The sequence below is a fragment of the Lelliottia amnigena genome (assembly GCF_019047465.1).
In the GTDB taxonomy this organism is placed as follows: Bacteria; Pseudomonadota; Gammaproteobacteria; order Enterobacterales; family Enterobacteriaceae; genus Enterobacter; species Enterobacter amnigenus.
In genome coordinates this window covers 467,162-489,302 of the sequence record NZ_CP077236.1, presented here as the reverse complement: position 1 = coordinate 489,302, position 22,141 = coordinate 467,162, and the positions used below count along the sequence as shown (strand labels likewise).

Here is a 22,141-nt window from a genome sequence, read left to right as displayed (position 1 = left end):
CCCACAAGCGAAGCAGACTGGCAACAATACCCTTTTATTTACCGTTATTTACCCTCTACGACCTCGGGTGTGCGAAAGCGAATACATACCTGCGTTCCGCCATTTTGCGGCTGTGAGAAGCCCAGCGACCCGCCAAGTCGTCCGGCACGCTCGCGCATGATATTCAGTCCGTAGTGCCCTGGCGGCTCGCTGGCATCACCAATACCAATGCCGTTGTCACGAATATAAACCGTGTGCATGCCATCAGGCGCAGTGATGCAGCTGACGGTAATCTCACTCGCCTGGGCGTGCTTGATGGCGTTCAGCACCGCTTCGCGCACAATTTGCAGCAAATGGACCTGCTTTTGTGCATCCAGGGCTAAGGATGAGAGTCGGCAGTCCAGCGCCAGTCTGGCGGTGGTTTGGCTTTGCAGACCTTCCAGCGCCTCTTGCAGCGCGGCTGGAAGATTCGAATGATTGAGCGCCAATCGGAACGTGGTCAGCAGCTCGCGTAACTGACGCCAGGCATTGTTCAGTTCGCGTGAGAAGTCGGTGATAATGGTCTGCGCAGGCACGTTATCGTCCGGGATAGCACGTTTGAGCAGCGCCAGCTGAATGCGCAAATACGAGAGCACCTGCGCCAGAGAGTCGTGCAGTTCGCGGGCAATCGTGGCGCGTTCTTCCATAAGCAGCAATTGCTGGTAGTGCTTCTGCGCCTGATTAAAATAGAGTCCGCGCCCGAGCATTGTCGCCACGCTTTTCATCAAAGGCAGAGAAACAGCCACACTCTCGCTTTGCCAGCGCAGCTCGCCAAAACGCGTGTCCTGCATAATGACCGGCAGGGTAAACGTCTCCCGATCGTCTTGTTTTACCCCTTCGCACAGCTGCCAGTTATCGCTGGCCTGCAGTTCCAGGAAACTCATTCCCGTATCTTCCTGAACAATCTGCAGAATATGCCGGAAACAGTGCGCGTCTATCTGACTGGTATTCAGCGCCTGGGAGCATTTGAACAGCATTTCGAGCTGCTGGTGGGCTTCATTCAGGTGACGGGTTTTTTCTTCGACCGTTATCTCAAGCGATCGATAGTGTTTATGCAATTCCGAGGACATATGGTTAAAGGTGCGCGAAAGCAGCCCCAGCTCGTTGGGCAGGCTGGTGCCCAGAGCTTGAATGTCAAAATCACCTTGTTCCATTTGCAGGCTGGCGGCAACCAAATGGTTAAGCGGGGCGACAACCTGTCGGCGTATCCGGCGCAGTGTGACCACCACCAGCAGCATAATCCCCACACCACCGGCCAGTGAAATCGCCACCACCAGCTGCATTTTGTGTTCCGCATAGTGTTGAAGTGCGAGCACGAAAGCGTCAATACGCTCCACATATTGCTGGATATGATCCTGATACCACGCCTTATCCCCCGCTTCGAGATGGCTGTCCATCTCATGCCATGCGATCTGCAACTGCTGATAACCGGTTTTTACTGATTCCGGAACGTACCAGCGATCCAGCTCTTTCAACACGGGGGAGTTAAGGGTGTTTTGCCAGTGAAGGCGATGATCGGAAAAACCGGCGCTGTTGCGTTCCAGATCGTAACCAAGACGGTAGCTTTGCATGCGCAAAGAGCCTGCAATATTAATGGCTTCAGCGTCACGCAGGCTGCTGGCAAGCGTCATTAACGCAATTCCGCTGGTCAGAACGGAGAGCAAAATAATCGAGATAAAAGCCCGGGCCAGGCTTCCTGAAACAGGACGTTTAACGATCACAACACGGCTTCCTGAACGTTACTGAAACGCAATTTCACCTGTGATGAAATAAATTGATCTGCCACAGGTAAGTCGTAAATAGTGCCCCTTTCTGGGCAAATGAACATTGCCTGAGACCGTCAGCCCAGTTAAATACAATATTCTTATAAAAACTAAGGGTAATGCTACCAGAACGGGTGTCTTATGAATCGATTTATTATGACCGATAACCTGCGCTGTATTGGATGTCATGCCTGCGAAGTTGCCTGCGTGATGGCTCACAATAATGAACAACACGTGCTCAGTTTGCGCCAGTTTGTTCCCCGGATCACAGTCCTGAAGCAGGGATCGCGTCGCAGTGCGGTGACGTGTCATCACTGTGAAAACGCGCCCTGTGCTCAACGCTGCCCAAATGGCGCGATCGCAAAAATCAACGACAGCGTACAGGTGAATCAGCAAAAATGCATCGGCTGTAAAGCGTGCGTTGTTGCTTGCCCCTTTGGGACGATGGAAATAGTCGTGACGCCGCTTGCGGACGGTCACGTTAAAGCCTCAGCGTATAAATGCGATCTGTGCCATGACAGACCGCAAGGACCTGCGTGCGTCGAGAATTGCCCCGCCGATGCGCTGACGCTGGTCACGGAAAAAGGGTTGAATCAACTGGCCAAAATGCGACGTCAGCGTACCGCCAGCCAGGAAGCACAGCCGTGGCACGGCACATCCGCGCCAACTGAGACGCGACAGAGCAAAGTCAGCCAAATGCAGGCGCTGGCGGCGCGCGGTGAACCGGACAAACTCACGCCTGCTCAACGAGCCGGAAACTTTGACGAGATCTATCTGCCGTTTCGTACCGAGCAGGCGCATCGCGAAGCGGATCGCTGCCTGAAATGCGGTGAGCATTCCATCTGCGAGTGGACCTGTCCGCTGCACAATCATATTCCCCAGTGGATTGAACGCGTTAAGGCCGGAGATATCGACGGCGCGGTGGAACTCTCACATCAGACCAACTGTTTACCGGAAATCACCGGACGCGTCTGTCCCCAGGATCGTTTATGCGAAGGTGCCTGCACGATTCGTGACGAATCAGGCGCAGTCACGATCGGCAATATTGAGCGTTATATTTCCGATCGGGCGCTGGCAAAAGGCTGGCGACCTGATATGAGCAGCGTGGTGTCCGTCGATAAACACGTCGCCATTATCGGCGCAGGGCCTGCGGGTTTAGCCTGTGCCGACGTGCTGATTCGGCATGGCGTGCACGTCACGGTTTATGACCGTCATCCGGAAATCGGCGGTTTGCTGACGTTTGGCATCCCGGCTTTTAAGCTCGACAAATCCCTGCTGACGCGCCGTCGGGAGATCTTTACCGCGATGGGGATCCGCTTTGAGCTGAACTGCGAAGTGGGCAAGGATATCCCGCTGTCCCGTCTGCTCAGCGACTATGATGCAGTGTTTATCGGCGTCGGAACCTACCGCTCAATGAAAGCGGGTATCCCCCACGAAGATGCGCCAGGCGTTTATGACGCACTCCCTTTCCTCGTCGCGAATACACGGCATTTGATGGGCCTCGCGCCATCCGTAACCGAACCCTACATCGACACCGCTGGTCTGAATGTGGTGGTGTTGGGCGGCGGCGATACGGCGATGGATTGCGTGCGCACCGCGTTACGCCACGGTGCTGCCAACGTCACTTGCGCCTATCGTCGGGATGAAGCCAACATGCCAGGCTCGAAAAAAGAGGTCAAAAACGCCAAAGAGGAGGGGGCGAACTTTGAATTTAACGTCCAGCCCGTTGAGCTGGTGCTTGATGACGCTGGCAGAGTGAACGGCGTCCGCCTGCTGCGGACTCAGCTTGGTGAGCCTGATGGGCAGGGGCGTCGCCGTCCGGTGCCGATTGAGGGCAGCGAATTTGTCATGCCCGCGGATGCGGTCATTATGGCGTTTGGCTTTAACCCGCACGCCATGCCGTGGCTGCAGGCGCAAGGCGTGAACGTAGATGACTGGGGCCGTATCGTGGCAAGCGTTGAGAGTCGCTATCGTTATCAAACCAGCCACCCGAAAATTTTTGCCGGTGGCGATGCGGTGCGCGGCGCGGATCTGGTTGTCACAGCGATGGCGGAAGGGCGTCATGCGGCGCAGGGCATGATGGATTGGCTGGAAATAAAACAGCACGATATTCATTAAATCAGTGGGGCGACAAAGCGGGTTTCACGGCGTACTATGAATGACTCATTACGTTCTGGAGCCCGTATGAGTCTGAAAATTGAGATCATCAAAGATAAAATCCTTTCCGACAATTATTTCGTCCTGCGCAATATCACCTATGACTTAACACGCAAAAATGGCGAGATGATCCGCCATAAACGTGAGGTTTATGACCGTGGCAATGGGGCAACCATTCTTTTATACAACCGTGAAAAGCAAACCGTAGTGCTGATTCGCCAGTTCCGCGTGGCTACCTGGGTCAATGGCAATCCCGATGGACGTCTGATCGAAACCTGTGCCGGGCTGCTGGATAATGACGCGCCAGAAGTCTGCATTCGTAAAGAAGCCATCGAAGAAACCGGTTTTGCCGTGGGTGAAGTCAAAAAACTTTTCGAGCTGTATATGTCACCAGGCGGCGTGACGGAAATTATTCACTTCTTTATTGCGGAATATACCGACGCGCAGCGCGCTAATGCGGGCGGTGGCGTAGAAGATGAAGATATCGAGGTGCTGGAGATTCCGTTTGAAAAGGCGCTAGAGATGGTCAAAACCGGAGAAATTCAGGATGGTAAGGCGTTGATCCTGTTGCAGTATTTGCAGCTTTCAGGGTTAATGTCTTGATCTTTATGCCGTTAATAAATTGCATTTCAAATAAATCTATCCGATAAATCTGATTGAGCAACCCCGGTCATGACACGAAGATACCGCCAGTTTTCGAGTCTATGTATCCGGGATTGTGCCTTTCATGCGCCTCAGTGTTTTACTTATTTTATTTCTCAGCGTGCTGCCTGTGCCACTGGTATGGGCGGCTCCTGCACAACAGTCTTTCGCCGACTGGCAAGTCACCTGCAACAACCAGAACTTTTGCGTCGCGCGTAATACGGGTGAACACGGTGGGCTGGTGATGACGTTGAGCCGCAGTGCCGGTGCCAAAACCGATGCATCACTGCGTATCGAATTAGGCGGATTGTCGAGGGCTTCAGGTAAGGAAGCGCCAATTGCGCAAAGACTGTTGTTGGACAACGCACGTTTAACGCTGAATACGCAGCGCTGGCAGATTTCGCCCTTGCGACTCATGACCGACGATGCCGTAACGGTGACTCAGTTTCTGAAAACAATTCAGGAAGGGGAGGCACTGACGCTGAACGGCGGTAAGCAGACGATTTCGCTCGCAGGGCTAAAAGCCGCACTGCTGTTTATCGACGCGCAGCAAAAACGCGTGGGAAGCGAAACGGCCTGGATTCAGAAAGGCGACGATCCCCCGCTGAGCGTCCCGCCCGCGCCGGCCCTTAAAGAAGTCGCCGTTGTTAACCCCACCCCTACGCCGCTCACGCATGAAGAACTCAACGATCTGCTGGATTACGGCTCATGGCGTATGAATAACAGCCAGTGCTCGCTCGATCCAAATCGCCGAGAAGTGCGCGTCACGGCGCTCACCGATGACAAAGCATTGCTGATCATCAGCTGCGAAGCGGGTGCGTACAATACGGTTGATTTGGCGTGGCAAGTGTCGCGTAAGAAGCCGTTTGCTGCCCGCGCGGTGCGATTGCGTTTGCCGTTTGTCTCGTCGAGCGAGAGCAGTGAAATGGAGCTGATGAATGCGCGTTTTGATGAGAAAACCCGCGAGTTGACCACGCTGTCGCTAGGACGTGGCATGGCGGACTGCGGTATCCAGACGCGCTGGCGGTTTGACGGCCAGCGTTTTCGTCTGGTGCGTTATGCTGAAGAGCCGAGCTGTGATAACTGGCATGGGCCAGACGCCTGGCCCACCCTGTGGATCACGCGTTAAAGCACGCTTAGCGCTTTCTCGACCACGTTTTCGACGGTAAAGCCAAAGTACGGGAACAGCTTATCCGCCGGGGCGGATTCACCGTAGCCGGTCATCCCGACGATGGCGCCTTTCAGACCGACATATTTGTACCAGTAGTCGGCGATCCCCGCTTCAACCGCCACGCGGGCCGCGACGTTTGAGGGCAGTACCGATTCGCGATATTCCTCATCCTGCGCATCAAAAATATCCGTGGAGGGCAGAGAAACAACGCGCACCGCGTGGCCTTCAGCGGTTAATTTCTCTGCGGCTTGCACGGTAATTTCGATTTCAGAGCCGGTCGCAATCAGGATCACGTCAGGCTTGCCGCCGCTGTCTTTGAGCACATAACCTCCGCGGGCGATGTTCTTCACCTGCTCCGGTGAGCGCTCAATTTGCAGCAAATTCTGGCGCGAGAGGATAAGCGCAGTGGGGCCGGTGTGACGTTCAACCGCCAGTTTCCAGCCGACCGCTGCTTCCACCTGATCGCACGGACGCCAGGTGCTGAAGTTTGGCGTCAGACGCAGGCTGGCGAGCTGTTCGACAGCCTGGTGCGTGGGCCCATCTTCGCCAAGACCGATTGAATCATGGGTATACACCATGATTTGTCGCGCTTTCATCAGGGCGGCCATACGCGCCGCATTACGCGCATATTCGACAAACATCAGGAACGTTGCGGTATAGGGCACAAATCCGCCGTGATGGGCGATACCGTTAGCGATGGCGGTCATCCCGAATTCACGCACGCCGTAGTGGATGTAATTCCCGGCGATATCCTCTTTCAGCGATTTTGAACCGGACCAGATGGTGAGGTTACTAGGCGCTAAATCCGCCGAGCCGCCGAGTAATTCCGGCAGAATCGGGCCAATCACATTGAGCGTATTTTGCGAGGCTTTACGGGTGGCGATTTTTGCCGGATTCGCCTGTAAGTTCTCGATCAACGCCTGGGTTTTCTCTTCCCAGTCTTCCGGGAGGCCGCCGCTCATCCGGCGAGAGAATTCGGCAGCCAGCTCAGGATGCGCTTTTTTGTAGGCGGCGAATTTTTCGTTCCACGCCTGCTGGGCTTTTTCGCCGTCTTCACGAGCGTCCCAGGCTTTGTAGATCTCTTTCGGGATCTCAAACGCCGGGTATTTCCAGCCCAGTTTCTGACGCGTCAGGGCCACTTCTTCTTCACCCAGCGCTGCGCCGTGCGCCTCTTCTTTACCCGCTTTATTTGGCGAGCCAAAACCAATTGTCGTGCGGCAAATAATCAGCGACGGTTTATCGGTGACGCGTTGCGCTTCTTCAATCGCTTGCTTAATCGCCTGCGGATCGTGGCCGTCAATTTCATGCACCACATGCCAGTGATAGGCCTCAAAGCGTTTTGCCGTGTCGTCGGTAAACCAGCCATCGGTGTCACCGTCGATGGAAATACCGTTGTGATCGTAGAAACCGATCAGTTTTCCCAGCCCCAGCGTGCCGGCCAGCGAGCAGACTTCGTGCGAAATCCCCTCCATCAGACAACCGTCGCCCATGAAGACGTAGGTGAAGTGATCGACGATGTCATGGCCTGGCTGGTTGAACTGGGCGGCCAGGGTGCGTTCAGCGACCGCCAGCCCGACAGCATTCGCCAGCCCCTGACCGAGCGGTCCGGTGGTTGTTTCGACGCCCGGCGTATAGCCAAGCTCAGGGTGGCCGGGCGTTTTGGAATGCAGCTGGCGGAAATTTTTGATCTCCGACAGCGGCAAATCATAGCCGGACAAATGCAGCAGGCTGTACAGGAGCATAGAGGCGTGACCGTTTGAAAGAATAAAACGGTCGCGGTCATACCACGTTGGATCGGTCGGATTATGTTTCAGGAAATCATTCCACAGCACTTCGGCAATGTCGGCCATGCCCATCGGTGCGCCAGGATGGCCGGAATTGGCTTTTTGCACGGCATCCATGCTGAGGGCGCGGATGGCATTAGCGAGCTCTTTACGGGACATATTTCACTCCATGGCGAGATTAAAGTTTGGCGGCAAGAAGATCTTCCAGTTTGCGCTGGTCAACGGCGAAGAGGCGGATGCCATCTGCCAGCTTATCCACGGCCATCGGGTCCTGATTGTGTTCCCAGCGGAATTCGGCTTCCGTTAACGGTTTCGGTTTTGGCAGAACGGTAGAGGTCGGCACCAGCTTGCGCATCACCGGCTCATCGTGATCCTGAAGCTCTTGCAACAGGGTCGGGGAGATTGTCAGGCGATCGCAGCCCGCCAGCGCCAGAATTTGCTCAATACGGCGGAAGCTCGCACCCATCACAATGGTTTCGTAGCGGTGCTGCTTGTAGTAATCAAAAATATTGCGCACTGATTTCACGCCTGGATCTTCATCCACCACGTAGGGTTCCATCGGTTTTTTGGCCTGATACCAGTCGTAAATACGACCGACAAACGGCGAGACCAGATAGACACCCGCTTCAGCGCATGCGCGTGCCTGTGCAAAGGAGAACAGCAGCGTCAGGTTACAGTTGATGCCCTCTTTTTCCAGCACTTCGGCGGCGCGAATACCCTCCCAGGTGGAGGCGAGTTTGATCAAAATGCGCGATTTATCGATACCTTGCTCCTGGTACAGCTCGACCAGTCGGTGCGCTTTGGCGATGCTTTTTTCCTGGTCAAAAGAGAGGCGTGCGTCCACTTCCGTTGAGACGCGTCCCGGTATGCTTTTCAGAATTTCCGCACCGATATTGACTGCCAGTTTGTCGCTGGCTTCAGCAACTTGCTGTTCCTGAGTCTTGCCGCGTTGCTTGCCGTAGGCGAGCGCGTCGTCAATCAGATGGCTGAAATGCTCAAGGCCCGCGGCTTTAAGCAGCAGCGAGGGATTGGTGGTCGCATCTTCTGGCTGATAGTGTCGAATCGACTCGATATCGCCGCTATCCGCGACTACCGTAGTGAATTGTTTGATGCCGTCTAGCTGGTTCATAAAGAAATACTCCTTCGAAAACAAAGCCCCAGGCGAGTGCGTTGGTTCACACTTCTGCGAAATACATGACGTACTTAACAAAAAAGCATAGCAGACGGGGGAGGCCTTGTTTTTGGAAGGGGTAACAGGATTGTTATAAATTGATAACAAATTTTGCTCTGGGATGGTGAGAGTTTGGCAGCCTTCAAAGTTTGTGCGGCTTTCAGGGGCGATACTATGCGCCACTCCAGGGTGAGCATCAGGAACGTGAGCACGCCACCCTTTTTGATCGATACCTGAAAGGAACAACAAGATGGATGATCAGTTAAAACAGAGCGCCCTCGATTTTCATCAATTCCCTGTACCGGGCAAAATCCAGGTTTCACCGACTAAGCCACTCGCCACTCAGCGCGATCTGGCGCTGGCCTATTCGCCGGGCGTGGCGGCACCTTGTCTTGAGATCGAAAAAGATCCGCTCGCCGCGTTCAAATACACCGCGCGTGGCAATCTGGTTGCCGTTATTTCTAACGGTACGGCGGTGCTTGGGCTGGGTAATATCGGCGCACTGGCCGGAAAACCGGTGATGGAAGGCAAGGGCGTACTGTTCAAAAAATTCGCCGGAATCGACGTGTTTGATATCGAAGTGGACGAACTCGATCCCGACAAATTTATCAACGTGGTCGCCGCGCTGGAACCGACTTTCGGCGGGATCAATCTCGAAGACATCAAAGCGCCAGAGTGTTTTTACATTGAGCAGAAACTGCGTGAACGCATGAACATTCCCGTGTTCCATGACGATCAGCACGGCACGGCAATCATCAGTACGGCCGCCATTTTAAATGGTCTGCGTGTGGTTGAGAAAACGCTTTCTGATGTTCGCATGGTGGTGTCCGGTGCGGGTGCGGCAGCAATTGCCTGTATGAACCTGCTGGTGGCGCTGGGCATGCAGAAGCACAACATTGTGGTGTGTGATTCGAAAGGGGTTATCTACAAAGATCGCGAACCGAATATGGCCGAAACCAAAGCCGCCTATGCGGTGGACGATGACGGCAAACGCACGTTAGATGACGTGATTGACGGTGCGGATATTTTCCTCGGGTGTTCTGGGCCGAAAGTGCTGACCCCGGAAATGGTCAAAAAAATGGCGCGTGCGCCGATGATCCTGGCGCTGGCAAATCCGGAACCTGAAATCCTGCCGCCGCTGGCAAAAGCGGTGCGTGAAGACGCGATCATTTGTACCGGGCGTTCTGATTATCCGAACCAGGTGAACAACGTGCTGTGCTTCCCGTTCATCTTCCGTGGCGCGCTGGACGTGGGCGCAACGGCTATCAACGAAGAGATGAAGCTGGCGGCGGTACACGCCATTGCTGAACTGGCGCACGCCGAGCAGAGCGAAGTCGTGGCATCGGCGTACGGCGATCAGGATCTGAGTTTTGGCCCGGATTATATTATTCCAAAACCGTTCGACCCGCGCCTGATCGTCAAGATTGCTCCAGCCGTTGCTAAAGCGGCAATGGATTCCGGCGTGGCGACGCGTCCGATTGAGGATTTTGACGCCTACGTCGATAAGCTCACGGAATTCGTCTACAAAACTAACCTGTTCATGAAACCGATCTTTTCGCAGGCACGTACCGACGCAAAACGTGTGGTGCTGGCCGAGGGGGAAGAGGCGCGCGTGTTGCATGCCACGCAGGAACTGGTGTCGCTGGGGCTGGCGAAACCGATTCTGATTGGCCGTCCGAGCGTTATCGAAATGCGCATCCAGAAACTCGGTCTGCAAATTAAGCCGGGCGTGGATTTTGAGATCGTCAACAACGAGTCCGATCCGCGCTTTAAGGAGTACTGGAGCGAGTACTACAGCATCATGAAGCGCCGCGGGATCACGCAGGAGCAGGCGCAGCGCGCGGTGATCGCCAATACAACGGTTATCGGGGCGATCATGGTTCATCGTGGCGAAGCGGATGCGCTGATCTGCGGTACGATTGGCGATTATCATGAACATTTCAGCGTGGTGCAGGAGATCTTCGGCTATCGCGAAGGCGTCCACACTGCAGGCGCGATGAATGCGCTGCTGCTACCAAGCGGCAACACCTTTATCGCTGACACCTACGTCAATGACGATCCGACGCCGGAACAGCTGGCGGAAATCACCATTATGGCGGCTGAAACCGTGCGTCGTTTTGGTATTGAACCGAAAGTGGCGCTGCTGTCGCACTCAAACTTTGGTTCATCCAAATCTGCAGCCGCATGCAAAATGCGCGAGACGCTGGAACGGGTGCGCGAACGTGCGCCGGAGCTGATGATTGACGGTGAGATGCACGGCGATGCCGCGCTGGTCGAAAGCATTCGTAATGAACGCATGCCGGACAGCCCGCTGAAAGGCTCGGCGAACGTGCTGATTATGCCGAACGTCGAAGCGGCGCGTATCAGTTACAACCTGCTGCGCGTTTCCAGTTCTGAAGGGGTGACGGTTGGACCGGTGCTGATGGGCGTGTCGAAACCGGTGCATGTGTTAACACCGATTGCTTCTGTGCGTCGGATTGTGAACATGGTGGCGCTGGCGGTGGTTGAAGCGCAGACGCAGCCGCTGTAATTGTTTCTCCTTCAGGCCCTTTCCCCGGTGGGAAGAGGGCCTGAGAGTGAGGGGTTAAATCCAGTCCCGCACTTTTATAAACTCAGCAAGGGCAGCCTCAGGGCTGCCTTCTTTTGGTTCAAAATTGTATTCCCAGCGCACCAGCGGCGGCATCGACATCAGAATCGACTCCGTACGACCGCCGGTTTGCAGGCCAAACAGCGTGCCGCGATCCCACACCAGATTAAATTCCACGTAACGACCCCGGCGATACAGCTGGAACTCGCGCTCGCGTACGCCGTAATCGGTATTTTTGCGACGTTCCACTATTGGCAGGTAAGCGTCGGTATATCCCTCGCCGACGGCCTGCATAAAGTTAAACGCGGTGTCAAAATCCGGCGCATTAAGATCGTCAAAGAACAGGCCACCGATGCCGCGCTGCTCATCGCGATGTTTAAGATAGAAATAATCATCGCACCATTTTTTGTACTTCGGATACACCTCTTCGCCAAACGGCTGGCAGATATCCCGCGCGGTGCGGTGCCAGTGCTGGGCGTCTTCGTCAAATCCGTAATAGGGCGTTAAGTCGAAACCACCGCCAAACCACCAGACCGGATCGGCACCGGGCTTTTCAGCAATAAAAAAGCGCACGTTGGCGTGGCTGGTTGGGACAAAAGGACTGTGCGGATGAACCACCAGCGACACGCCCATCGCTTCAAAACTGCGTCCGGCCAGCTCCGGACGATGCGCCGTCGCTGACGCGGGCATCGCATCGCCATAAACGTGGGAAAAGTTGACGCCCGCCTGTTCGAACACACCGCCGTTTCGCAACACGCGGCTGCGCCCACCGCCACCGGCCTCGCGCTGCCAGCTGTCTTCGTGGAATTCGCCGCCGTCAACGGCGCTGAGTTTCTGGCAAATATCATCCTGAAGCTGCATCAGAAAGGTTTTGACCTGCTGTACATTCGGTTTCATCGGCGTCTCGACGAGTGGGCTTTTTGATTATCGAACCAGTTAAAATAACTGATCACGCCGGAGGCAATCGCATTGGCGATTTTCTGGCGAAACGCCGTCGTTCCGAGCAGGCGTTCTTCTTCCGGATTGGTGATAAATGAGGTTTCGACCAGCACAGACGGAATCGATGGCGATTTCAGCACCACAAACGCCGCTTGCTCGGTGCCTTTGCTGTGCAGGCGATGCACGGGCTTGATACGCTTTAAAATGTGCGAGCCGAGTGTCAGGCTGTTTTTGATGGTGTCCGTCTGGACCAGATCAAACAGAACCTGCTGCAGCAGATGATCTTTATCAGTGGTTTTTTTACCCGCCACTTCGTCCGCGCGGTTTTCCCTGTCAGAAAGATATTTCGCCATGGCGCTACTCGCGCCGCGATTCGACAAAGCAAACACGGAAGCACCCGCCGCGCTTGGGTTGGTAAAACCGTCGGCATGGATCGACATAAACAGATCCGCACCGTGCTGATGGGCAATTTCCACGCGATCGTACAGCGGGATAAAGGTGTCACTGCTGCGGGTTAAACGCGCGTCAATACCGTTGCTACGCAGGATTGAGCGGACATTTTTCGCTATCGCCAACACAACGTGTTTTTCTTTAGAACCGTTGCGACCGATAGCGCCGGTATCGATTCCGCCGTGACCGGGATCAAGCATCACGACCCGCTTCGCACCCGCTTTTTTTACCTTCGGTTTGCTGTGTCCGTTAGCCGTTTTCAGCGTGCTGTCATCTTTTGCTTGCGCTTGCGCAATGCCGGTTAACGTTAAAGCCGCCAGCCCCGCTTTGAGAACCTGACGACGCGATGTGAGTGTTTTTAAGGGTTTGAATGTGCTCATGCGGCCTGGATTGTAAAAAAATGGGAGTCCTGGTGTTATATCGTATCGCGTTTTCCGTTACGACAGTCCATGTTGAGAATTGTTTTACTTTTCATTTCAATACGTGACAGAGTGACATTATGCCAAAATTTCACGCCTTTTTCGCTGGTTATTGGCTAAAGGCGGTGTTCGCGTCATAATCACTGTTTTTGAACCCAAAAAGGCGGTTAATACCATGGAGATACGCGTTTTTCGCCAGGAAGATTTCGAAGAGGTGATTACCCTTTGGGAGCGCTGCGATCTGTTGCGTCCGTGGAATGATCCCGAAATGGATATCGAGCGAAAGGTTAATCATGACGTCAGCCTGTTCCTGGTAGCTGAAGTGAACGGCGAAGTGGTGGGCACGGTGATGGGCGGATACGACGGGCATCGCGGCTCGGCCTATTACCTGGGCGTACACCCGGAATACCGCGCACGCGGCATTGCCAATGCGTTGCTTAATCGACTGGAAAAGAAGCTGATCGCGCGTGGCTGTCCGAAGATTCAAATCATGGTGCGCGAAGATAACGACGTGGTGCTGGGAATGTATGAACGCCTCGGCTATGAACATGCCGACGTGTTGAATCTGGGTAAGCGCCTGATCGAAGATGAAGAGTACTGAATTCCATCCCGGCGATTATGACGTGCACGGGCGCATCAGGCTGCCGTTTTTATTCTGGTGCGTGCTGTTGCTCCAGGCCCGAACCTGGGTGTTGTTCGTCGTCGCGGGGGCGTCGCGCGATCAGGGAAACACGCTGCTGAATTTGTTCTATCCCGATCATGATAATTTCTGGCTTGGGTTATTGCCCGGCGTGCCTGCGGTGATGGCGTTTTTGCTGAGCGGACGTCGACAACATTTCCCGCGCGTGTGGAACAGCCTGCGATGGCTGTTGGTCTTGGCGCAGATCGTGTTAGTTGCCTGGCAGCCGCTGCTGTGGTTTTACGGTGAGCCGCTGAGCGGCATCGGGATTACGCTGGTGGTTGTCGACATCGTGGCGCTGATTTGGCTTTTGACCAATCCCCGTCTGCGCGCCAGTTTTGCCCTCGAAAAAGATTAAACGGCACTTTTCACCGATGCTGCACTCCAACAAGCGTTGAATTAACAAGAAAGGACGTTTCAATGAAATCGCTGCGTTTAGTTTTATGCGCTCTGCCGCTGGTGTTAACGGGGTGTTCGACACTCTCGTCGATCTCCTCAATTAACTGGTCGGCGGCGTATCCGTGGAACTGGTTTGGGTCATCCATTGAAGTGACCGATCAAGGCGTCGGCAATATTACCGCCGCAACGGCGCTGGATCAGGACGCCATCGAATCCGCATTAGGCAGTGATTACCGCCTGCGCAGCGGGATGAAAACGGAAAATGGCAATATTGTCCGTTACTTTGAAGCGCTGAAAGACGACAAGCTGGCGATGGTGATTAACGGCGATAAAGGCACGGTAAACCGCATCGACGTGCTGGACAGCGATATTGAGACCGACAGCGGCGTAAAAGTGGGGACACCGTTCAGCGCGCTCTATCAGAAAGCCTTCGGCAACTGCACAAGCGCCGTTGCGGAAGAGAAAGTCGCCGTGGAATGTAAAGCCGATGGTCGCCAGCATGTTAGCTATCTCTTCACCGGCGAATGGAGCGGCCCGGAAGGTTTAATGCCGTCTGACGATACGCTCAAAAACTGGAAAATCAGCAAGATTATCTGGAAGCAGTAATTTGCGCCCAGACAAACCGTCTCGCTGAAATATCAGTATAATAGCCGCCATCCGTGCCACGACTCCGTGGCATCTTTTTTTCAGGAGGAGCGATGTCTCAGGTTCAGAGTGGCATTTTGCCAGAACATTGCCGCGCGGCGATTTGGATTGAAGCCAATGTTAAAGGGGATGTGGATGCCCTGCGTGCGGCCAGCAAAGTGTTTATCGATAAACTGGCCACCTTCCAGGCCAAATTCCCGGATGCGCATCTGGGTGCCGTCGTGGCTTTTGGCAATAACGTCTGGCGTCAGCTGAGCGGCGGTGAAGGGGCGCAGGAGCTTAAAGACTTTATCCCTTACGGTAAAGGTTTGGCACCCGCGACCCAATACGACGTGCTGATCCACATCCTTTCTTTGCGTCACGATGTTAACTTCTCTGTGGCACAGGCCGCGGTGGAGGCTTTTGGTGATAGCGTGGACGTGCAGGAAGAAATTCATGGCTTCCGTTGGGTGGAAGAGCGCGATCTGAGCGGCTTTGTGGATGGTACTGAAAATCCGGCAGGTGAAGAAACGCGCCGCGACGTGGCGGTTATCAAAGATGGCGTGGACGCGGGCGGCAGCTACGTGTTCGTGCAGCGTTGGGAGCACAATCTCAAACAGCTTAACCGCATGAGCGTTCACGATCAGGAGATGATGATGGGGCGTACGAAAGACGCCAATGAAGAGATCGACGGCGATGACCGCCCGGTGACCTCTCACCTGACCCGCGTTGACCTGAAAGAAAACGGCAAAGGCCTGAAAATTGTTCGTCAGAGCCTGCCTTACGGTACGGCAAGCGGTACGCACGGTTTGTATTTTTGCGCCTACTGCGCGCGCCTGTACAACATCGAGCAACAGCTGCTGAGCATGTTTGGCGATACCGACGGCAAGCGTGATGCCATGCTGCGCTTCACCAAACCGGTGACCGGCGGCTATTACTTCGCACCGTCCGTTGAGCGTTTACTCGCGCTGTAAGTGAGTCTGTACCCTGACCCTCTCCTTTGGGAGAGGGGAAATCCCCCCCTTATTCCCTTTTCTGCTTCTAAATCACCAAACGGTATATAAAACCGTTACTCCTTTAGTACTCGTTATAAATATGATGACTTCATAAACGTCATCACAAATATAGGGTGCGCAATGACCGTTACTGTACTGAAAAAAGGAACGCTGGCGCTGGCTGGTTTGATGCTGGTTGCGCAGGCGCAGGCCACGGAGTTGCTCAATAGCTCCTATGATGTCTCGCGTGAGCTTTTTGCTGCCCTGAATCCACCGTTTGAACAGCAGTGGGCGAAAGAGAATAACGGCGACAAGCTGACCATCAAGCAATCCCACGCCGGGTCTTCAAAGCAGGCGCTGGCAATTTTGCAGGGTCTGAAAGCCGATGTGGTGACGTACAACCAGATTACCGACGTGCAGATCCTGCATGACAAAGGCAACCTGATCCCGGCGGACTGGCAAAGCCGTTTGCCGAATAACAGCTCGCCGTTCTACTCCACCATGGGTTTCCTGGTGCGTAAGGGCAACCCGAAAAATATTCACAGCTGGAACGATCTGGTGCGTTCTGATGTGAAGCTCATTTTCCCGAATCCAAAAACATCCGGTAACGCGCGCTATACCTATCTGGCTGCGTGGGGGGCTGCCGATAAAGCAGACGGCGGCGACAAAGCCAAAACCGAACAGTTTATGACGCAGTTTCTGAAGAACGTCGAAGTGTTTGATACCGGTGGTCGTGGGGCGACAACCACTTTCGCAGAGCGTGGGCTGGGCGATGTGCTGATCAGTTTCGAATCGGAAGTGAACAACATCCGCAAACAGTACGAAGCGCAGGGTTTCGAGGTGGTGATTCCTGAGACCAATATTCTGGCGGAATTCCCGGTTGCCTGGGTTGATAAAAACGTCAAAGCCAACGGGACCGAAAAGGCCGCCAAGGATTACCTGAATTTCCTTTACAGCCCGCAGGCGCAGACCATCATTACTGATTACTACTATCGCGTGAACAATCCGGACGTGATGGACAAATTGAAAGACAAATTCCCGCAGACCGAGCTGTTCCGAGTGGAAGATAAATTCGGCTCCTGGCCGGAAGTGATGAAAACGCATTTTGTCACCGGCGGTGAGTTAGACAAACTGCTGGCGGCGGGGCGTAAGTAATGTTTGCTGTTTCTTCCAGACGTGTGCTCCCGGGCTTTACGTTAAGTCTCGGGACCAGCCTGCTGTTCGTCTGCCTGATTTTGCTGTTGCCGTTAAGCGCGCTGGTGATGCAGCTCGCGCAGATGAGCTGGGCGCAATACTGGGAAGTGATTACTAACCCGCAGGTGGTGGCGGCCTATAAAGTCACGCTGCTGTCGGCGTTTGTGGCTTCCATTTTCAACGGCGTGTTCGGCCTGCTGATGGCGTGGATTTTAACCCGCTATCGCTTTCCTGGTCGCGTTCTGCTGGATGCGTTGATGGATCTGCCGTTCGCGCTGCCCACGGCCGTCGCGGGTTTAACGCTGGCATCGCTGTTTTCTGTTAACGGTTTCTACGGCGAGTGGCTGGCGAAGTTTGATATTAAAGTCACTTATACCTGGCTGGGTATTGCGGTGGCGATGGCCTTCACCAGCATCCCGTTTGTGGTGCGAACCGTGCAGCCGGTGCTCGAAGAGTTAGGTCCGGAGTACGAAGAAGCGGCGGAAACGCTCGGTGCAACGCGCATCCAGAGCTTTTGCAAAGTGGTACTGCCTGAGCTGTCTCCGGCGCTGCTGGCGGGCGTGGCGCTCTCTTTTACCCGTAGCCTCGGTGAATTCGGTGCGGTGATTTTCATCGCGGGCAACATCGCATGGAAAACCGAAGTGACCTCGCTGATGATTTTTGTGCGCTTGCAGGAGTTTGATTATCCGGCGGCGAGCGCGATTGCCTCGGTGATCCTGGCGGCATCGCTGCTGCTACTGTTCTCGATTAACACTCTGCAAAGTCGCTTTGGTCGACGCGTGGTAGGTCATTAATGGCGGAAGTGACTCAATTGAAGCGCTATGACGCGCCCCGCGTTAACTGGGGCAAATGGTTTTTGATTGGCACCGGCATGCTGGTGTCAGCGTTTATTCTCGTCGTGCCGATGGTGTATATCTTCGTGCAGGCGTTCAGCAAAGGGATTATGCCCGCGCTGCAGAATCTGGCCGACCCGGACATGCTGCATGCCATCTGGCTGACGGTGATGATTGCATTGATTACCGTGCCGGTGAATCTGGTGTTTGGGATTTTGCTGGCGTGGCTGGTGACGCGATTTAATTTCCCTGGCCGTCAGCTGCTGCTGACGCTGCTGGATATTCCTTTTGCGGTATCGCCAGTGGTCGCCGGTCTGGTGTATCTGCTGTTCTATGGCTCCAATGGTCCGCTGGGAGGCTGGCTCGATGAGCACAACCTGCAAATCATGTTTGCGTGGCCTGGCATGGTACTGGTGACCATTTTTGTGACCTGTCCGTTTGTGGTGCGTGAGCTGGTTCCGGTGATGTTAAGCCAGGGCAGTCATGAGGATGAGGCGGCGATTTTGCTCGGCGCATCCGGCTGGCAGATGTTCCGACGTGTGACGCTCCCGAATATTCGCTGGGCGTTGCTGTACGGCGTGGTGCTGACCAACGCGCGCGCGATTGGTGAGTTTGGCGCGGTATCGGTCGTTTCAGGCTCTATTCGCGGCGAAACCCTGTCGCTGCCGCTACAGATTGAATTGCTGGAGCAGGACTACAATACCGTCGGCTCCTTTACCGCCGCAGCGTTGCTGACGCTGATGGCAATTTTGACCCTGTTTTTGAAGAGTGTGGTGCAGTGGCGTTTAGAGAATCAGGAAAAACGCCTGCAGCAGGAGGGAAATCATGAGCATTGAGATTGCCAATATTAAGAAGTCTTTTGGTCGCACCCAGGTGCTGAACGATATCTCACTGGATATCCCTTCCGGACAAATGGTGGCGCTGCTGGGGCCGTCTGGTTCCGGTAAAACCACGCTGCTGCGTATTATCGCCGGTCTTGAACATCAGAGCAGCGGACATATTCGCTTCCATGGAACCGACGTGAGCCGTTTACACGCCCGCGATCGTAAAGTGGGTTTTGTGTTCCAGCACTATGCGCTGTTCCGCCATATGACGGTGTTCGACAATATCGCTTTTGGCCTGAGCGTGCTTCCGCGTCGCGAGCGTCCGAATGCGGCGACCATCAAGGCGAAAGTCACCAAACTGCTGGAGATGGTGCAGTTGGCCCATCTGGCCGACCGTTTCCCGGCGCAGCTTTCCGGTGGACAGAAACAGCGTGTGGCCCTGGCGCGTGCGCTGGCGGTTGAGCCGCAAATTCTGCTGCTTGATGAGCCCTTTGGCGCGCTCGATGCACAGGTGCGTAAAGAGCTGCGTCGCTGGCTGCGACAGCTGCATGAAGAGCTGAAATTTACCAGCGTGTTCGTCACGCACGATCAGGAAGAGGCGATGGAAGTTGCCGATCGCGTGGTCGTAATGAGTCAGGGAAATATTGAGCAGGTTGATGAACCAGAACAACTGTGGCGCGAACCGGCGACCCGGTTTGTGCTGGAATTTATGGGCGAAGTGAACCGCATGCAGGGCACAATCCGCGGCGGACAATTCCACGTCGGCGCACATCGCTGGCCGCTGGGGTATACGCCTGCTCATCAGGGACCGGTTGATCTGTTCCTGCGCCCCTGGGAAATAGATGTGAGCCGCCGAACCAGCCTCGATTCACCGCTGCCGGTGCAGGTTCTGGAAGCTAGCCCTAAAGGGCATTACACCCATCTGGTGGTACAACCGCTGGGCTGGTATACCGAACCATTGACCGTGGTGATGCGGGATGAAGAGCCGCCACATCGCGGTGAGCGCCTGTTTGTCGGCTTGCAGAATGCGCGGATTTATCATGGTAACGAGCGAATCGAAGCGCGTGAGGAACTTGCTCTGGCCGAGTCTGCCTGATAGGTTAATCAGTATGTTTATCGCCCGGTGGCGTTGCGCTTCCGGGCTTTTTTTTGAGCAAAAACCGTGAACACATTAGAGCAAACCATCGGCAATACCCCTCTGGTCAAACTGCAACGCATGGGGCCAACCAACGGCAGTGAAGTCTGGGTCAAACTTGAAGGCAACAATCCGGCAGGTTCCGTTAAAGATCGTGCGGCGTTATCGATGATTGTCGAGGCCGAAAAGCGCGGCGAAATACAGCCTGGCGATGTGCTGATCGAAGCGACCAGCGGCAATACGGGTATTGCGCTGGCGATGATTGCCGCACTGAAAGGCTATCACATGAAGCTGTTGATGCCGGACAACATGAGCCAGGAGCGTCGGGCTGCGATGCGCGCCTATGGTGCCGAGCTTATCCTCGTGACGAAAGAGCGGGGTATGGAAGGCGCGCGCGATTTGGCCCTTGAAATGGCACAGCGCGGTGAAGGTAAGCTACTGGATCAGTTTAACAATCCTGATAATCCTTACGCGCATTACACCACGACGGGACCGGAAATCTGGCAGCAGACAGAAGGGCGAATGACCCATTTTGTCTCAAGCATGGGTACGACGGGGACGATCACGGGTGTTTCTCGTTTTCTGCGTGAACAGGACACCGCAGTGACGATTGTTGGCCTGCAGCCGGAAGAGGGCAGCAGCATTCCAGGGATCCGTCGCTGGCCTGCGGAGTATATGCCGGGCATTTTTAATGCGTCGCTGGTGGATGTGGTACTGGATATTCATCAGCGCGAGGCGGAAAATACGATGCGTGAACTGGCGGTGCGCGAAGGTATTTTCTGCGGCGTCAGTTCGGGTGGCGCGGTAGCAGGAGCATTGCGGGTAGCCCAGCAGAATCCGGGCGCGTGCGTGGTAGCGATTATTTGCGACCGCGGCGATCGTTATCTTTCTACTGGCGTGTTTGGTGAAGAGAGTTATTCGCAGGGGGCGGGGATTTAAGCGTCATGGAGATGATTTTATTTCGGGATAAAACCCGTGCGCAGCAGACCGATATTGTTGCTGTGCAGTCGCAGGTGGTTTACGGCAGCGTAGGTAACAGTATCGCTGTGCCAAATATCAGACTGCATCAGCTCACCGTGATGGCCGTTCCAACGGTGCTGTTCAGCAATACGCCGCATTACGATACGTTTTATGGCGGCGTGATCCCGGACGAATGGTTTAGCGGTTATCTGAAAGCGCTGGAAGAACGCGACGTGTTGCGCGAACTGAAAGCAGTGACGACGGGTTATATGGGCAGCGCCAGTCAGATAAAAATCCTGGCGCAGTGGCTTAAAACGGTGAAGCAACAGCATCCTGATTTGCTGGTACTGGTCGATCCGGTGATGGGGGATATCGACAGCGGTATGTACGTTAATCCTGAAATCCCCAAAGCCTATTGTGAGCACTTGCTGCCACTGGCCCAGGGAATCACGCCCAACGTCTTTGAGCTTGAGGTGCTGAGTGGTCAGCCGTGCCGCACCCCTGAAAGCGCCATTTCTGCCGCAAAAGGATTGCTGTCAGAGACCCTCAAATGGGTGGCGATCACCAGCGCGCCGGTGGCCGCTGATCCAGACAATATTCATGTGGTGCTGGTGACGAAAGAGGACGTCGTGGTGACTCACCATCCGCGCGTCGCGACCGATTTAAAAGGAACGGGCGATCTGTTCTGTTCAGAGTTGGTGAGTGGCATTGTGCAGGGGAGTGATGTTGCAGAGGCGATACGTCGTGCAGGCGATCGGGTGACTGAAGTGATGAAGTACACCCAGCAAAAAGGTTTCGACGAGCTGATACTCCCGGTATAAAAAAGCGCTCACGGCATAAACAAAAATGGCGCCCTAAGGCGCCATTTCTCTGTGCGGCAAGAATTACTTCTTGATGCGGATCACTGGGGTTTCACCCACGGTCACGCTGCCAGACAGTTTGATCAGTTCTTTGATTTCGTCCATGTTGGAGATAACAACCGGAGTCAGGGTAGACTTGGCTTTCTCTTCCAGCAGGGCCAGATCGAATTCGATCACGGTGTCGCCAACTTTCACACGTTGACCTTCTTCTGCGATACGTTTGAAGCCTTCGCCTTTCAGTTCGACAGTGTCGATACCGAAGTGAACGAACAGTTCGATACCGCTATCGGATTCGATAGAGAACGCATGGTTAGTTTCAAAAATTTTACCGATGGTGCCGTCAACAGGAGCAACCATTTTGTTGCCGGTTGGTTTGATAGCAATGCCATCACCAACAATTTTCTCGGCAAAAACAACATCCGGCACGTCTTCGATATTCACGATTTCGCCAGACAGCGGAGCAATAATCTCAATAGTTCCGGTGTCTTTCTTATCATCAGAAACCAGAGATTTCAGTTTATCGAACAAACCCATGAT

At 54.5% G+C, this 22,141-nt stretch carries 20 protein-coding genes; 14 read left to right on the top strand and 6 right to left on the bottom strand.

Translation table 11 applies throughout. The features are described from left to right. Window positions 1-44: 44 nt before the first annotated feature. On the bottom strand, window positions 45-1,739 hold the full coding sequence (gene narQ, locus I6L74_RS02330; protein ID WP_059179407.1) for a nitrate/nitrite two-component system sensor histidine kinase NarQ: 1,695 nt from the start codon (window positions 1,737-1,739) through the stop codon (window positions 45-47). A 183-nt stretch (window positions 1,740-1,922) separates the two neighbouring features. On the opposite strand from narQ, the gene aegA reads away from it, so the two are divergent. From aegA to I6L74_RS02315, 3 genes are all read left to right on the top strand, one after another. Then, entirely contained in the window at window positions 1,923-3,899 is a 1,977-nt protein-coding gene (gene aegA / locus I6L74_RS02325; RefSeq protein ID WP_059179406.1) for a formate-dependent uric acid utilization protein AegA, read from the top strand. 66 nt (window positions 3,900-3,965) lie between these two features. Further along, window positions 3,966-4,541 (top strand): GDP-mannose pyrophosphatase NudK, encoded by a 576-nt coding sequence (nudK, locus tag I6L74_RS02320; RefSeq protein WP_059179405.1) that lies wholly within the window; start codon window positions 3,966-3,968, stop codon window positions 4,539-4,541. A gap of 124 nt (window positions 4,542-4,665) precedes the next feature. Continuing rightward, window positions 4,666-5,709: a DUF1176 domain-containing protein gene (locus I6L74_RS02315; protein ID WP_059179404.1), complete on the top strand. Its 1,044-nt coding sequence runs from the start codon at window positions 4,666-4,668 to the stop codon at window positions 5,707-5,709. On the opposite strand, the gene tkt is transcribed toward I6L74_RS02315, so the two are convergent. Both tkt and tal read right to left on the bottom strand, forming a co-directional pair. Next, window positions 5,706-7,694: a transketolase gene (tkt, locus tag I6L74_RS02310; RefSeq protein ID WP_059179403.1), complete on the bottom strand. Its 1,989-nt coding sequence runs from the start codon at window positions 7,692-7,694 to the stop codon at window positions 5,706-5,708. The two genes, I6L74_RS02315 and tkt, sit on opposite strands and share 4 nt — an antisense overlap. 19 nt (window positions 7,695-7,713) lie before the next feature. Next, complete coding sequence (gene tal / locus I6L74_RS02305; protein ID WP_059179402.1) at window positions 7,714-8,664, bottom strand: transaldolase; 951 nt, start codon at window positions 8,662-8,664, stop codon at window positions 7,714-7,716. Between the two features lie 292 nt (window positions 8,665-8,956). On the opposite strand from tal, the gene maeB reads away from it, so the two are divergent. Continuing rightward, window positions 8,957-11,236, top strand: a complete 2,280-nt coding sequence (gene maeB / locus I6L74_RS02300) for an NADP-dependent oxaloacetate-decarboxylating malate dehydrogenase (protein ID WP_059179401.1) — start codon at window positions 8,957-8,959, stop codon at window positions 11,234-11,236. 54 nt (window positions 11,237-11,290) lie between these two features. Here the strand turns inward: maeB and hemF are convergent, their stop codons facing one another. Continuing rightward, a complete protein-coding gene (gene hemF, locus I6L74_RS02295; protein ID WP_059179400.1) occupies window positions 11,291-12,190 on the bottom strand; it encodes an oxygen-dependent coproporphyrinogen oxidase in 900 nt (299 codons plus the stop codon). Beyond that, complete coding sequence (gene amiA, locus I6L74_RS02290) at window positions 12,187-13,062, bottom strand: N-acetylmuramoyl-L-alanine amidase AmiA (RefSeq protein WP_059179399.1); 876 nt, start codon at window positions 13,060-13,062, stop codon at window positions 12,187-12,189. Before amiA ends, hemF begins: the two co-directional genes overlap by 4 nt. Window positions 13,063-13,276: 214 nt before the next feature. On the opposite strand from amiA, the gene I6L74_RS02285 reads away from it, so the two are divergent. The 10 genes from I6L74_RS02285 (at window position 13,277) to pdxK (ending at window position 21,565) form a co-directional block, all read left to right on the top strand. After that, window positions 13,277-13,702, top strand: coding sequence for a GNAT family acetyltransferase (locus I6L74_RS02285; protein WP_041689485.1), 426 nt, complete (start codon window positions 13,277-13,279; stop codon window positions 13,700-13,702). Further along, a complete protein-coding gene (locus I6L74_RS02280; RefSeq protein WP_059179398.1) occupies window positions 13,689-14,138 on the top strand; it encodes a DUF2919 domain-containing protein in 450 nt (149 codons plus the stop codon). Before I6L74_RS02285 ends, I6L74_RS02280 begins: the two co-directional genes overlap by 14 nt. A 62-nt stretch (window positions 14,139-14,200) precedes the next feature. Continuing rightward, window positions 14,201-14,785, top strand: a complete 585-nt coding sequence (locus I6L74_RS02275; RefSeq protein WP_059179397.1) for an RpoE-regulated lipoprotein — start codon at window positions 14,201-14,203, stop codon at window positions 14,783-14,785. A gap of 92 nt (window positions 14,786-14,877) precedes the next feature. Next, window positions 14,878-15,777, top strand: coding sequence for a Dyp-type peroxidase (locus I6L74_RS02270; RefSeq protein ID WP_059179396.1), 900 nt, complete (start codon window positions 14,878-14,880; stop codon window positions 15,775-15,777). Window positions 15,778-15,939: 162 nt separating this feature from the next. Next, entirely contained in the window at window positions 15,940-16,953 is a 1,014-nt protein-coding gene (locus I6L74_RS02265; protein WP_059179395.1) for a sulfate ABC transporter substrate-binding protein, read from the top strand. Further along, window positions 16,953-17,786 carry a sulfate/thiosulfate ABC transporter permease CysT gene (gene cysT / locus I6L74_RS02260; protein WP_059179394.1) on the top strand — a complete coding sequence of 278 codons (834 nt, stop codon included), beginning with the start codon at window positions 16,953-16,955 and terminating at the stop codon, window positions 17,784-17,786. Before I6L74_RS02265 ends, cysT begins: the two co-directional genes overlap by 1 nt. Further along, on the top strand, window positions 17,786-18,661 hold the full coding sequence (cysW, locus tag I6L74_RS02255; protein WP_059179393.1) for a sulfate/thiosulfate ABC transporter permease CysW: 876 nt from the start codon (window positions 17,786-17,788) through the stop codon (window positions 18,659-18,661). Before cysT ends, cysW begins: the two co-directional genes overlap by 1 nt. Continuing rightward, window positions 18,651-19,745: a sulfate/thiosulfate ABC transporter ATP-binding protein CysA gene (gene cysA / locus I6L74_RS02250; protein WP_059179392.1), complete on the top strand. Its 1,095-nt coding sequence runs from the start codon at window positions 18,651-18,653 to the stop codon at window positions 19,743-19,745. Before cysW ends, cysA begins: the two co-directional genes overlap by 11 nt. A gap of 66 nt (window positions 19,746-19,811) precedes the next feature. Next, window positions 19,812-20,723 (top strand): cysteine synthase CysM, encoded by a 912-nt coding sequence (gene cysM, locus I6L74_RS02245; RefSeq protein ID WP_059179391.1) that lies wholly within the window; start codon window positions 19,812-19,814, stop codon window positions 20,721-20,723. 5 nt (window positions 20,724-20,728) lie between these two features. Then, window positions 20,729-21,565, top strand: a complete 837-nt coding sequence (pdxK, locus tag I6L74_RS02240; protein WP_059179390.1) for a pyridoxine/pyridoxal/pyridoxamine kinase — start codon at window positions 20,729-20,731, stop codon at window positions 21,563-21,565. Between the two features lie 63 nt (window positions 21,566-21,628). Here pdxK and crr read toward each other — a convergent pair whose 3' ends face one another. Further along, on the bottom strand, window positions 21,629-22,138 hold the full coding sequence (crr, locus tag I6L74_RS02235) for a PTS glucose transporter subunit IIA (protein WP_015959941.1): 510 nt from the start codon (window positions 22,136-22,138) through the stop codon (window positions 21,629-21,631). Window positions 22,139-22,141 lie beyond the last annotated feature (3 nt).